The organism is Novosphingobium sp. MBES04, from assembly GCF_000813185.1.
In the GTDB taxonomy this organism is placed as follows: Bacteria; Pseudomonadota; Alphaproteobacteria; order Sphingomonadales; family Sphingomonadaceae; genus Novosphingobium; species Novosphingobium decolorationis.
Window position 1 is genome coordinate 709,128 of the sequence record NZ_DF850488.1, and the last position, 13,529, is coordinate 722,656.

The 13,529-nt window shown below is 66.0% G+C and carries 8 protein-coding genes; 4 read left to right on the forward strand and 4 right to left on the reverse strand.

Annotated features, from left to right (window positions below; all coding sequences use genetic code 11):
- Nucleotides 1-167: 167 nt before the first annotated feature.
- From MBENS4_RS03215 to pdxR, 4 genes are all read right to left on the reverse strand, one after another.
- Nucleotides 168-1,121: an alpha/beta hydrolase gene (locus MBENS4_RS03215; RefSeq protein WP_039388731.1), complete on the reverse strand. Its 954-nt coding sequence runs from the start codon at nt 1,119-1,121 to the stop codon at nt 168-170.
- A 101-nt stretch (nt 1,122-1,222) separates the two neighbouring features.
- Nucleotides 1,223-3,379, reverse strand: a complete 2,157-nt coding sequence (locus tag MBENS4_RS03220; RefSeq protein WP_084591930.1) for a TonB-dependent receptor — start codon at nt 3,377-3,379, stop codon at nt 1,223-1,225.
- 149 nt (nt 3,380-3,528) lie between these two features.
- Nucleotides 3,529-5,214 (reverse strand): amidohydrolase, encoded by a 1,686-nt coding sequence (locus MBENS4_RS03225; protein ID WP_039388733.1) that lies wholly within the window; start codon nt 5,212-5,214, stop codon nt 3,529-3,531.
- Nucleotides 5,215-5,325: 111 nt separating this feature from the next.
- The gene (gene pdxR / locus MBENS4_RS03230) at nt 5,326-6,813 is read right to left on the reverse strand and encodes a MocR-like pyridoxine biosynthesis transcription factor PdxR (RefSeq protein ID WP_039388734.1); all 1,488 of its coding nucleotides are present in this window, start codon (nt 6,811-6,813) and stop codon (nt 5,326-5,328) included.
- Between the two features lie 184 nt (nt 6,814-6,997).
- Here pdxR and MBENS4_RS03235 point away from each other — a divergent pair, with 184 nt between their 5' ends.
- The 4 genes from MBENS4_RS03235 (at nt 6,998) to MBENS4_RS03250 (ending at nt 13,414) form a co-directional block, all read left to right on the forward strand.
- Entirely contained in the window at nt 6,998-7,636 is a 639-nt protein-coding gene (locus MBENS4_RS03235; RefSeq protein ID WP_052321974.1) for an FMN-binding negative transcriptional regulator, read from the forward strand.
- A 24-nt stretch (nt 7,637-7,660) separates the two neighbouring features.
- Complete coding sequence (locus MBENS4_RS03240) at nt 7,661-8,818, forward strand: PepSY-associated TM helix domain-containing protein (protein ID WP_084591931.1); 1,158 nt, start codon at nt 7,661-7,663, stop codon at nt 8,816-8,818.
- Nucleotides 8,815-12,114 (forward strand): amidohydrolase family protein, encoded by a 3,300-nt coding sequence (locus MBENS4_RS03245; protein ID WP_242404758.1) that lies wholly within the window; start codon nt 8,815-8,817, stop codon nt 12,112-12,114. The genes MBENS4_RS03240 and MBENS4_RS03245 overlap by 4 nt, the downstream gene beginning before the upstream one ends.
- A gap of 73 nt (nt 12,115-12,187) precedes the next feature.
- Nucleotides 12,188-13,414, forward strand: a complete 1,227-nt coding sequence (locus tag MBENS4_RS03250) for a serine hydrolase domain-containing protein (RefSeq protein WP_159108010.1) — start codon at nt 12,188-12,190, stop codon at nt 13,412-13,414.
- The last annotated feature ends 115 nt before the right edge of the window (nt 13,415-13,529 follow it).

Sequence of the window (13,529 nt, forward strand, 5' to 3'; positions counted from 1 at the left end):
CGAACCCGCACCCGCTTCCGGGATCGCTGTTGCGATAAGTCTACCAATTCCGTCACGCTGGCAGGACCTTCTAACTGGGCTAGGCCGAAGCGACAATGTCGCCTTTGGCGGACTGTCTTCTCCAAACCTGCCAGACCGCAAACGGCCCAGGCCCGCCGGTGCCAACTCTACTTCATCTGCTTGGCGAGCCATTCCGAAGCCTCGGCTATCGCGCGGTCGGCGAGGGAGGAGGCCGCGACCGCTTCGAGGAAGCTGTGCGTCGCGCCTTGGTAGACACGGCTTTCCACGGGGTTTCCGGCTTCGGCAAGCCTCCGGGCCATTTCCAGGTTTTCGTCCAGCAGGACATCGCATTGCGCGATGCACAGCCAGGCTGGAGCGAGCCTGCCAAGATCGGCACGGAAAGGAAGGGCGCGTGGGTCCTGAACCGCTTCTCCTCCAAGATAGGTGGTCCAGAAATCAGCCATTTCCGGGGCGGTAAGCATGTAGCGTTCGCCATCGCCGTAGCGTTCGTAACTGGGCCGCTCGGCGCGATCGTAGGCCCCGTAGTTGAGGAGCATCGCGCGCGGAAGCGGCTTGCCCGCCGCGCGGCGTTCGAGCGTTCCACACAAGGCCAGGTTGGCACCCGCGCTGTCTCCGCCAAGCGCGTAGCGGGCAGGGTCGAGACCGTGGGCAGGCCCTTCCTCATCAAGCCAGGCGAGAACTTCGGCGACGTCCTCGATCGCGGCGGGGAAAGGGTTTTCCGGGGCCAGCCTGTAATCGAGGCCAAGCACGGCGATCCCGGCGCGCGCGGCGTACTCGCGCATCAGCCGGTCATGGGTGTCGATGCTGAAGAGCGACCAGCCCCCCCCATGAAGATAGACAAGAACGGGGAGGACATCCTCCGCCACCGGCCGGTGGATGCGCACGCGCAGCGCATGGGGACCGACGTGCAGTTCCTCGCTCGCGTACATCCCAGGGCCTCCGCGACGCCAGGGTTCACGCTGCTGCTCGGCAATGGCGCGCATCTGCGCGACCTCCATGCCCGGCCGCGATCCCAAGGCGGCCGAGGCCGCAAACATCTGCGTGAGCCAGTCCCGGATCTCGGGATCGACATCGTCGTCCTGGAAGAAGGTGGCGGGCATCGGGAGCGTCCTTGGCAGTGGAGATCGAGAAAATGGCAAGTCCCGCGCGAAGGGGCGAGGCCCGTGAGGAAACCGGCCTCGCCCCTTGGGGGACTCCTCGATCAGAAGTCGGCGGAGATCGACGCCTTGAAGGTACGGGGCTGGCCCTGGAGGACAGCGGACGAGAAGCTGTCGTAGGCCGAGGCCCAGTACTTCCTGTCGGCAATGTTATCGACGTTGAAGCGCAGGGTGACAGGGACCTCGCCCGCCGCGAAGACGTAGCGTGCGCCGGCGTTGAAGATGGTCCAGCTCGGGAGCTTGAACGTGTTCGCCACGTCGACCCACTGCTTGCCGGTATAGGTCACGCGGCCGGTCAGGGTGAAGCCCGGCAGCGGCGTGTCCCATTCGACATTGGCGTTCGCGGTCCAGTCGGGCACGCCCTTGGGCGTGGTTCCGGCGCTGGGATCGGTGGATTCCAGCAGCTTGGCGTCCACGTGGCTAACGCCCGAGATCAGACGCAGGCCGGGCAGGATTTCACCGTTGAGAGTGAACTCCACGCCCTGGTTGCGCTGCGTTCCGGCGATCGCATAGACCAGCGTATCGACGTCGGTGTAGCCGTAGGGCTTGTCGATCTGGTACCAGGCAAGGCTGGCGAACATCGCTCCGATCTGCAGCTTGCCGCCCACTTCGTACTGGGTCGAGACATAGGGCTGGAAGACCTCGCCGAAGTTGCTGGCGCCGAACCCGGCGGTCGGCCCCTGCTGCAGCGATTCGATCCGGTTGGCATAGAACGAAAGACCCGCGACCGGCTTCACCACGACACCGGCGACCGGGGTGATCTTGTTGAGCTCCTGGGTCCCGGTGAGCTCGCCGCCGAAGGCCGAGTAGCTCTTCGTTTCCAGCTTCTGGAGGCGCAGCCCTCCGGTGACGAGGATGCGGTCGTCCCAGAAACCCACCGTGTCCGAGGCGAAGGTCGAGAAGGTGTTGATCTTCGAAATGGGATAGGGATCGTCGAGGTCGCCGCCGACATAGACCGAATCCGGAAGGTCGATCTGCACGGCATCATAATAGTTGCTGGCGACGCCCGTGAAGTCGGTGCCGTAGCGGAAATCGTAGGCGTTACGGTTGACCTGCCAGCTGGCATTGGCGCCGATCACGATCTCCTGGGTAATCGCGCTGCCGAGCGTGACGCGCGCGCCGGTTTCGACCGCTTCGTTGTTGTCGGTGCGCGGGACGTAAAGCGCGGTCAGGTAGCCGTCGCCGGTCTGGGCGTCATAGAGGTTGAAACCGCCGTAGATGCCCTCTTCCGAACCGTCACGAGCACCGGCCTTGACCCACATCGTGGCGTTGGGCGCGAAGTCGTACTCGAAATTGAAGACGCCAAAGACGTCGCGCAGGTCGGTATAGGTGTAGTCCTGGGCAAAGTTGTAACTGGCCGAGGGAATCTCGGGAAGTTCGCTGGTGGACAGCGTGAGCTTCGGGCGCAGGTGATCGACGCGCACCTTCTGGTAGGCGACATCGAGGCTCATGCGCACAGGGCCTGAATCCCAGTCGAGGCCGACGCCCAGGACCTGGGTCTTGCGGTCCTCGCGGTCGATGCCGGTCTCGCCGTCCTGGTAGTTGCCGTTGATGCGGATGCCGAAGTTGCCGAAGCGGCGCGAGACGTCGAAGCTGCCGCCGAAATGTGCGTCCGAGGTGTAGCCCAGGGTCACCCGGTTGAGGTTCTGGTCCCCTGCATGCTTGAGCAGCAGGTTGACGCTGCCGCCCAGCCCCGAACCGCCCGGCGCGGCGCCGTTGAGGAAGGCCGAAGAGCCGTTGAGGACCTGCACCTGTTCGAAGAGTTCGGGCGCGATCAACTGGCGCGGGGTGATGCCGTACAGACCGTTGAGGCCCACATCGTCGCCGTAGAGTTCAAAGCCGCGAATGATGAAGCTCTCGGCCGCGTTGCCGTAACCGTACGTGGTACGCACGGTGGGATCATTCTCAAGCACTTCGCCCAGCGAGCGCGGCTGCTGGTTGAGGATCAAGGTCTCGTCGAAGCTGCGCACGTTGAAAGGCAGGTCCTCGGCCGCCTTGTCGCCCAGGACACCGGCAGAGCCGCCGTTGCCAACGTGCGTGGCGTTTTCGCGCTGCGCGATGACGACGATTTCCTGCGTCGTCCGGCCGTCCTGCGCGAAGGCGGGCGTGGTGAGCGCGGCAAGCGCGGCCGCAAGGACGAGCGAGCTGGCGCTGGCGCGGCTCGTGCGGCTCAGGCGAAGGCGCGTGGATTTGGTCGGCATTGTTTGATCCCTCACTAAGAGCACCCCCCTAAGGTGCAAACTGGTTATGCCCGGGACATGCCCCTGAAGTCCCGTTGTGTTGCGAAGAGTGCGGCTCCTCTAGTCCCTGCAAAACATCCAATTCTACCTACTTCAAGGGGCCAAGGCGCTCAGCCGTAGACCTGACGGCCCTCCAGCCAGGTGCCAAGGACCCTTGCGGTGTCGAGCTTTTCCAGGGGCATCGTGGTCAGATCGCTATCCCAGACCACGAAATCGGCGAGCCGCCCGGGGGCGAGAGACCCGGTGTCCTGTTCACTGCCACCGGCCCAGCCAGCTCCCTTGCCGTAGCGCAGGAGGGCATCGTGGATGCCCATCCGCTGGCGTGGGAACCAGCCATCGGGATTCTTGCCGTCGAGCGTTTCGCGAAGGGTTGCCGCTTTCAGGCCGGTCAAGGGGTCCAGCGGAGCCACGGGCCAGTCCGAGCCGAAACACATCTGCGCCCCGCTCGCGAGCAGCGATTGGAAGGCATAGGTCGTCTCGAGGCGCTTTGTACCGATCCGGCGCACCGCCCAGCGGCCATCGTCGATGGCGTGGTAGGGCTGGACCGACGCGATGACACCCTGTTCGGCAAAACGTCCAATGGCGCCGGGCGAAAGGTGCTGGGCGTGTTCGATGCGGCTGCGCCGGTCGCGCGGACCATTCGCCGCGGCGGTATCGGCCAGCATCGCCAGGACGATGTCGTTCGCTTCATCGCCGATGGCATGGGCGGACAACTGGAAGCCGGCCTTGTCCGCCTCGCGCGCCCAGCGGCGCATATCCGCCTCGTCGGTGACGGTGATGCCCCGGGTCGAGGGATCATCGAAATAGGGGGCGTAGAACAGCGCGGTGCGCGATCCGAGCGAGCCGTCGAAGACAACCTTGCAGCCGCCCCAGCGTACCAGCCTATCGCCGCGCCCTTCCTCGGCGACGATTGCGGCGAGCTTTTCCCAATCGGAGAGCGGGGTCATGGCATAGAAACGCATGTCGAGCCCACCTGCGGCCTTCATGCGCCGGGCCGAATGGAACGTGTCCCAGCTGATGCCAGGCTCGTGAACCTGGGTGATGCCTTTCGAGAGACCGAGCGCGATACCCTTGCGGTTGGCCGCGTCGATGGCGGCCTCGGTGGGAACAGGGATGCGCGCGAGCACGAAGTCCTTGGCCGCGTCCTTGAACACGCCGGTGAGACGACCTGTCGCATCCCGTACGACGACGCCGCCCGGAATGTCGGCCAAGCCATCGGCAATACCGATCGCCTGGAGCGCGGCGCTGTTCATCAGGACCATGTGCAAGTCATAGCGAACGACCGCGACGGGTGTATGCGGCGTGACGGCATCGATCCAGTCGCGCGTCGGCAGTTCGCCGCCCCAGCCATCGTTGTCCCAGTTGCCCCCCTGGAGCCATTGTCGAGGCGCCGCGTCCTCTGCAGCCCGGGCCAGGACCGCGGTGAAGGCGTCGCGGCTGCGCGCGGTGCGCAGCGATGGCTGGTCGAGGGTGCCGGAGGCGAGCGTGAAGTGGACATGGCCGTCGGTCAGCCCGGGGGTGACCAGCGCGCCTTCGAGGTTGATCCACGGGGTCCGGGGACTGGCAAGGCTCTGTGCCGCCTCGCGGCCGAGAGCGGCCACGCGTCCGTTCACGACGCCCAGGGCATCGGTGAAGACCCGGCGCCCTTCCCCGGTCCAGATGCGTGCATTGGTGAAAATCGTGTCGACAGGTTCGCTTGCGGCAAAAGCGGCCTGCGTCGTCCAATCCAGACCAACCGCCAAAGCCCCCGCCGTGGCCGTTCGGGCGAGGAAGGTCCGACGGTCAAATCTGGTCATCGTGGGTGCGCCCCGAATAGCTGGCCTGAGTGCATTCTTGTGCAATGTGCCAGATTTCCTGGAGCCTCAAAGTTCCAATTCCTCACAAATTGCAGGGTCCAGCAGGCCCCCTCAGGCCTTCGTGGCGCGGGCAAGGGCCGCAATGGCAAGCCCCGCTTCCGTGGGATCGAGACTGGCAAAGCCAAGTCGGAGCCCCTTCTCGGCGCTGCTGCGGCTCATGAAGGAGCGGTGGCTGGCAAAGCGCAGGCCCGCGGCCAGGGCCCTCTCCTCGATGGCCTCGAGATCGCCCTCGAAGCGAACCCAGAAAGCCAGCCCCCCATCGGGCATGGTGAACTGCGCGTGGCCGGCAAGTTCGCTCTCCAGCAGTTCGGCAAAGGCGCTTCGGCGCTCGGCATAGATACGCCAGGCCTTGCGGGCATGGCGGCGCACCTCGCCGCTCTCGATCAGGTCCGCGCAGGTCTCCTCGGTGATCGTGTTGCCCATGCCATCGGTCAGCGAAACGCGGTGGGCGATGGCCTCGATGACCGGCCTGGGGGCCGCAAGATAGCCGATGCGCAGGGCCGGCAGCAGCAGTTTGGACATCGAGCCGAGATAAAGCACCTGGCTTGGTGCGTAGCCCGCCATCGGCAGGAGCGGCTGGGACTGGAAGTGGAATTCGTGGTCGTAGTCGTCCTCGATGATGGCCACCCCGAACTGGCGGGCGATGTCGAGCACCTGCAGCCGCCGCTCGGGGCGCATGGCGATTGTCGTCGGGAACTGGTGATGGGGCGTGAGGAAGACGGCGCGCACCGAATGGCGGCGGCAGGCAGCTTCCATTTCGGCGATGTCGATCCCGTCCGCGTCGATGCCGACGGGAATGACCTTGCCACCAAGTGCGCGGATCGCGGCAAGGGCAGGCTCGTAGGTCAGCTCCTCGACGATCACGGCATCGCCGGGATGGATCAGGACCTGGAGGGCGAGGAAGAGGCCATTCTGGCTGCCGCGGGTGATGCAGATGTTGTCGGCGGTGAAGTTCAGCCCGCGCTGCGAGCGTAGCATGTCGGCGATCTGTTCGCGCAGGCGCTCGGTGCCGCGCGGGTCGCGGTACTGCAGACGGTTCGCCCGCGAGGCCCGCTGGACGGCGGAGCGATAGGCCCGGGCAAGCTGGTCGGCAGGAAAGAGCCGGCCATCGGGGGCACCTTCGTCAAGCTTGATCCCCACCCCGCCGGGCAGTGCAAGCGGGCGTTCGGGCGGCGCGCTGAAGCGGTACTGAGGTTCATCGTCGAGTGGGACGCCCCTGGTAGCGGGATCGCTCCTAGCCAGACCTGTGGCATCGAACGGGCCAAGCGACTTGGGCAGCGAGCGCGAGACGACCGTTCCGCGCGTTCCCTCGGTGGAAAGCCAGCCTTGCGCAATGAGGTCCTCATAGGCGAGGACGACGGTCTTGCGGTTGACGCCAAGAGCGCTGGCGAGTTCCCGGCTGCTGGGCAGGAACGTGCCGGAGGTGAGCCGGCCCGTCTCGATGTCGCGGATCAGCGCATGAATGATCTGCATGTACATGGGCGTGTTGCGTCCGGCGTCGATCTGCGCGCCGAGCGATATCTGCCAGGGTCGTAACATGGCTTGGTACCTTCGCAGCGTGGAAAGGGCGTGGGAGGCCGCTTCGGATTGGACCATGTTATTAACGCCAATTGGTACTTGTCCAGGGACCATGCGCTCGCGATCATCCTGCCAACTCGAAGCCACCCCAAGGAGATCCGGCGCGCGTTCGCCAGGGTCGGATCGCCACCAGCCGGAGCGCGTCATGCTGAACCCCAAGTTTGCCCGTTATGGGAGCGAGGACGTGCGCCGCCTCATTGCCGACTATCCGCTGGCCTGGGTGCTTTCACCCGGAGCGCCCGTCGCGACCGCGACCGTGCTGCCCCTTCTCGGCCGCTACGATGCGGATGGACGCCTTGTCGGGCTTGTCGGGCACATGTCGCGCCGGCGTGAACTCCACGCCCTGCTGCAAGCCGATCCGCAGGCCCATTTCCTGTTCACAGGGCCCCAGGGCTATGTCTCGCCCGAACACAGTGGGCGGCGCAGCTGGGGGCCGACCTGGAACTACGCGACGCTCCAGATCGAGGGCGAGGTGCATTTCGACGAGGCGCTCTCGGGCCCGGCGATCACGCAGCTTGTCGACCACTGCGAAGGCGGTCGCAGCGCACCGTGGGCCCCGGACGAACTGGGCGCGCGCTACGAGGCGATGCTAGGCGCCATCATCGGTTTCGAAGTGACGGTGACCGGGCTCGACGCGACGTTCAAACTGGCGCAGGACGAGGATGACGAGGTGCTTGGAAACCTGGCCAGCGGCCATCCGGATCCGGCCCTGCGCGATTGGATCCGCCGCCTTAATGCCGATCGTCTCGGGCCTGGCGGCACGCTCGACAAGGGCACGGAATAAGGAGGTTTCGTGGGGGTGAAGGGAATGACTGCACGAGACTTCTGGATGGCGGTGCACCGCTATTCCGGCCTCGCCATATTGGCCTTTCTTGGCTTTGCGGCGCTCAGCGGTTGCCTGCTTGTCTACATGCGCCCGCTCGATGCCTGGCTCAACGCCGACCTGTTTCGTGATGCGCCTGCGGCCTCGGCTCCCGACGTCGCCCCGCTCGTCGATCGCTTTGCCCGGGAGCATCCCGAGTTCACGGTGCGCTCGTTCCCTCTTGCCGTCGCGCGGGATGCGCGGATCCCGGTCATGGTCTACCCGACGAAGGGCGCGCATCCGGTCGACCAGGTCTTCCTTGATCGGGTGAGCGGCGAAGTCGAAGGCCGTCGCCTGACCCATCCTGCCTTCAACCGGCATGGCGCGGCTGAACTCCTGCACGATGCGCATTACACCTTGATGCTGGGCACTTATGGGCGCTGGTTCATGGGGGGGATGGCGCTGGCATGGCTCATCAGCAATATCGTCGGCGCCTACCTGACCTTCCCGGCGCGCGGCGCCTTCTGGAAGCAGTGGAAGCGGACCTGGCGCTTCAGTTTCAAGAGTGTCTTCTCGCGCCAGATGCTCGACCTGCACCGAGCTTCCGGGCTCTGGCTGCTGCTCCCGCTCACGGTGCTGGCCTTCACCTCGATGTGCCTCAATTTCTTCAACGAACTCTATGCGCCCGTGGTCGAGCGCTTCGTGCCCGAACACGAGATCGCCTTGCCACAGGACGAGGGCCGCGGACCTCTGGATTTCACAGCAGCGCTCGATCAGGCGCGCCGCGTCGCAAAGGGCATGGAAGAGAGCTGGTTGCCCGCGACCGCGATCCGCGACCGCGAAGAGGATCGCATCGGTGTCACCCTCACCGACAGCGGCGTGCTCCGCTACAACGACCTCGGGCCGATCTATCTCTATTTCGACCGGGCGAGCGGAAAGCTGGCCGAAGTCATCGATCCCTATCACGGCAACACCAACCTCGCGATGTACCGCTGGCTCTATCCGCTGCACAGCGGCCACATCGCCGGGATACCGAGCGAACTGGCGATCGTGGTGCTGGGGCTCGTGGTCTTCGCGATGTGCGTGACGGGGATCTACCTGTGGTGGAAGAAGCGGCCGGGGCGCATCGTCCAACGCCGCGCGCGCAAGGGAGCAAGGACGTGACGCGTAGAATTGCAAGGGCGCTGCTGCTGGCCGGGGTTGGACTGGCCGCGAACCCGGTTCGGGCCGACCTGCCGATCACGCCGGAGCGGGTGCTCGAGGTGCGCCCCGATCGCACGACCTGGTCCTCGCTCGATGTCTCCCCCGATGGCCACACCCTCGTCTTCGATGTCATGGGTGATCTGTACACCATGCCCGCGACAGGCGGCGTGGCGAGCCAGGTGAGCGAAGGGCTTGCCTTCGACAGCCAGCCGCGCTTCTCCCCCAACGGGCGCTGGATCACCTTCACCAGCGATCGCAACGGTTCGGAGAACATCTGGATCGCGCACCCCGATGGTTCGGAGGCGCGCGTGATCTCGGATTTCGACGACGAGACGGTGATGGTCTCGCCCACCTGGAGCGCCAGCGGCGACGCCGTCTTCGCCAGCCGCTTCCGGCCTGATCTCAACAATTACGAGCTCTGGCGCTTTCCCCTGAACGGCACGGCGGAACGGCTCGCGCCGGTCAAGACCTCTCCTGATGCCCCGCGCAGCACCTGGCACTCCACGCTCGATGCCTCGGCCTCGCCGGATGGACGCTGGCTCTACTATGCGCGCCGGGTGGGCGGGCTCGAATTTGACGTTCCCACGCGCTGGACGATCGTGCGCCGCGATTTGCAGACCGGCGAAGAGGACACGATCATCGCGGGCCCTTCCGGGCGGGGAACCGGGGAAGATGCCTATTTTGCGCCGCGCGCGGCGCCGGACGGCAGGCACCTGGCCTACGTGACCCGCCGGGAGGGCACCTCGATGCTGCGCCTGCGGGACCTTTCGACGGGCGAGGATCGAGCGCTTGGCACGACGCAGCTCGATGCCATGCAGGCCTCCTCGTGGCAGGGCATGGTGCCGGGTATGGCATTCACCCCCGATGCCTCGGCCGTGCTTCTCAGCCGGGATGGGCGGTTCGTCCGCCAGCCCACAGATGGCAGCGCCGCACGCGTCCTGACGCGCACGATCGATGCACGCATCGCGCTGGCCCCATCCAACCGCTTTGCCATTCACGAGCCGACAGGCCCGGTCGAATCCAGGCTGGCGATGGAGCCGATGACCTCGCCCGATGGCACGCACATCGCCTTCGCCGCCCTTGGCGGGCTCTGGGTGCAGGAGCTTGGTGGCGGTGCGGCACGGCGCCTGCCCATCGACCTCGACCTGCCGAGCGAGCCCGCCTGGAGCCCGGATGGCACGCGCCTTGTCTTCGTGACCTGGTCCGAAGCCGAAGGTGGAGCGGTCTGGACGTCGTCCGCCGACGGTTCGGGCGCGCGCAAGCTGGATGTGGTCCCGGCCTATTACCGGGCCCCGGTCTTCACGCCCGATGGCCGCCGGATCCTGGTCTTGCGCTCCGCGACCGACCAGCGCCGACAGAACTATTTCGAGATCGGCATGGAACGCGAAGGCGACCTTGTCGCCCTTGATCCCACGAGCGGTGCAGACCAGATCATCGCGCACGGCAACTTCGGCGGGCATGCGCAGTTCACGCAGGAGGCCGGGGCCGCCTTTTACTATACGGGGAGCGCGCTCGAGCGCGTGGATCTTGCCACGGGAGCAACTGCGCCGGTCGCCAGAGTGACCGGACCATCGTACTACTTCATGGAGGGAAATTCCCCGGTCGACGACATGCGCATCAGCCCTGACGGGACAACGCTGGCCGCGACCATCGGTGACAGGCTCTACGTCCTGCCGCGCCCGGCCGCCCCCGCGCACGCGGTCGACCTCACGGCAAAGGACAGTCCGGCCCGGGCGCTTGCCGGGTCGGGGGCGGACTGGTTCGAGTGGACGGGACCGCATCGGCTGGATGCAGTGCTGGGGACCAGGTGGACCCGTCATGACATCAGCGCAGGCACGCCATCTGCCGAAATGCGCCTCGTCGCCCGGCTGCCGCGGGCCAAGCCGGAAGGCTCGCTCCTCCTGCGCGGGGCAAGGGTCCTGACAATGGCGGACGGTGACCGGGTGATCGAGAATGCCGATGTCCTGGTGACGGGGGATCGCATTGCCGCCGTGGGGCCGGGCGGCACGCTCGATGTGCCTGCCGGGACCAGCGTGCGCGACGTGACCGGAAAGACGATCCTGCCCGGCTTCATCGATGTTCACGATCATATCGGCGAGATCCGCCGCACCAACTGGGCCAGCGAATCCTGGGGCCTGCGCGCGCGGCTGGCCTACGGGGTGACGACCAGTTTCGATCCCTCCACACTCACGATCGACCACATGGGATACCAGGGGATGGTCGATGCCGGGCTGCTGCTGGCGCCGCGCCTGCGTTCAACGGGTACGGCGGTCTTTTCCAAAGTCCGCATAGGCTCGCTCGACGATGCCCAGCGCGTGCTGGAGCGCTATTCGGACGGCTATCGCATCTCCAATCTCAAGGAGTACCGCACAGGCGATCGCGAAGTGCGCCAGTGGGTGGCAATGGCCGCGCGCGAGCAGCATCTCCTCGCCACGACCGAGGGGGCGCTCGCACTCAAGCTGGATCTGACGCAGATCCTCGATGGCTATGCCGGCAACGAACACGCGCTGGCCGCCCCGCCCCTGGGGGACGACCTCATCGCGGTGATGAAGGCGATGGGCACAAGCTACGACACCACGCTTTCGATCACCAATTCGGGAGGCCCGGCGCTGGACTGGTTCATCGCCCACGAGGACCCCGTGGTCGATGCCAGGATCCGCCACTACTGGCCGGGCAACGCGATCCGCCAGAGGCTTACGCTGAGCCGGACGTTCCAGCCCCTTTCGCGCGAGCGCTTCCCGGTGATCGCGCAGGACCTGGTCCGCCTTGCCAAGGCCGGCGTGCTGGTCGGCATCGGCTCGCACGGAGAAATGCCGGGGATCGGCTATCACTGGGAAATGGAAGCCCATGTGCTGGGCGGAATGAGCCCGCAGGCCGTGCTGCACGCAGCGACGGCGGGCTCGGCGCAGACCATCGGTCGCCTTTCCGATCTGGGCACGATCGAGCCGGGCAAGCTGGCCGATCTTCTCGTGCTCGGCGCCGATCCGCGCTCGGACATTGCCAAGCGCGCGCCATCACTTCGGTCATGCGGGGCGGCTTCCTCTATGATGCGGCGAACCTGCAGGAGATCTGGCCCCGCTCCGGCCCGGTTCCGCGGCCCTGGTTCGAGGGCATGGATACCGAGAACTGGCTGGCGACCCCGATGCCTTCGGCCCACACGCACCACTGACCCGGTTCGCGAGCCGCTCTCTTCCCTTCGGCCGGGGCGCCCCGCTCCTGTTCACTGCATGAAAGCACACCGCGCCAGGTCTTCGTAGGGGTGGATTTGCGCCTATGCTTGGCCTGCCCCCACGCCTTTTGCGGGGTGGATTTCGCGAGGGTCGAACCAGCATGCCAACTGCGCGCCGCACATCCCAACGCCTGGTCGCCCGACGGCCCATCGTGTTCGCTCTTGCGGCGGCCCTGGCACTAGCCCCCATGGCCCCGGCCGCGAGCGCGCCGGAGGAGGCGCCGCTGGCGACCAACCCAGCGCGACAGATCACAGGCTACCCTGCCCTTTACGGGATTGCCGGCACCAAGGACCGGACAGGGCTCCCCCTGGCGGATGCCGCCACCCGCGCGCTCGCCGCCACGCGCTATTGCGCGGCCATCGACTACGCCGCGCACACCGATTCCGATGCCCTGCTGGTCTGGCGGGACGGGCAACTCGAACTCGCCCACGATTTTGCCCCGCACACCGCGAACGCACGCAGCTGGTCCGCCTCGATGGCCAAGACGCTCACCGCCCTGGCTCTGGGCATCGCCATCGAAGAAGGGGCGATCGCCTCTGTCGACACCCCGGTGTCCGAGGTCCTGACCGAGTGGGACGATACGGCCCACCGTGCAATTACCTACCGACACCTGCTCGAGATGACGAGCGGACTGGACCATCCCGCACCGGGAAGCGCGGGAGCAAGCGCGCTCGTCGGCGGCGAGGACGCAATGGCCGCCGCCCTCGCGCTGCCGGTGGTCAACCCGCCGGGGTCCACCTTCGATTACCATACCGTCAACGTCACCTTGCTGATCGAGGCGATCCACCGGGCGAGCGCAGAGCCCTTTGCCCGCTTCGTCTCCACCCGTCTGTGGCAACCGCTTGGCGCGGCCGACGCGCTGATCGCGGGCGATGCCAGCGGGCACGCCACGCCCTCCATCTACGCCCGCGCCCGTGACTGGATGCGCCTTGGCCTCCTCATCAAGGAGCGGGGAATGTGGCAAGGCAAGCGCCTCGTTCCCACCGGCTGGATCAATGCTATGACCAGGCCGAGCCCGCGCAACGCCAACTATGGCTGGCTGACCTGGCTTGGCTCTCCCGAAGGCGAGGGGCGCTCCTATGGCCCCTATGTCGCATTCCAGGCCCGCCATTCGGCCCCCTTTGTCGCCAAGGACATGGTCTATCTCGACGGATTTGGCGGCCAGCGCGTCTACATTTCGCGCGAGGCGGATACGGTCATCGTGCGCACCGGCGGGATGTATGTGAACTGGGACGATGCGGCCCTGCCCAATGCCATTCTGGGCTCTGGCACGCCCTGCCCCGCCAAGGCAGCATCTCAAAATAAAGATACATCCAATCTAAAATAATCATAATCAAAATAGACCAGAATACTCATTATTACCCACAATACTTCTTGCCGACAAAGACTCCTTGTGCAAAATCTAGGCAAGATAATGATCGCAATGCAGAAAGACGTTGGTC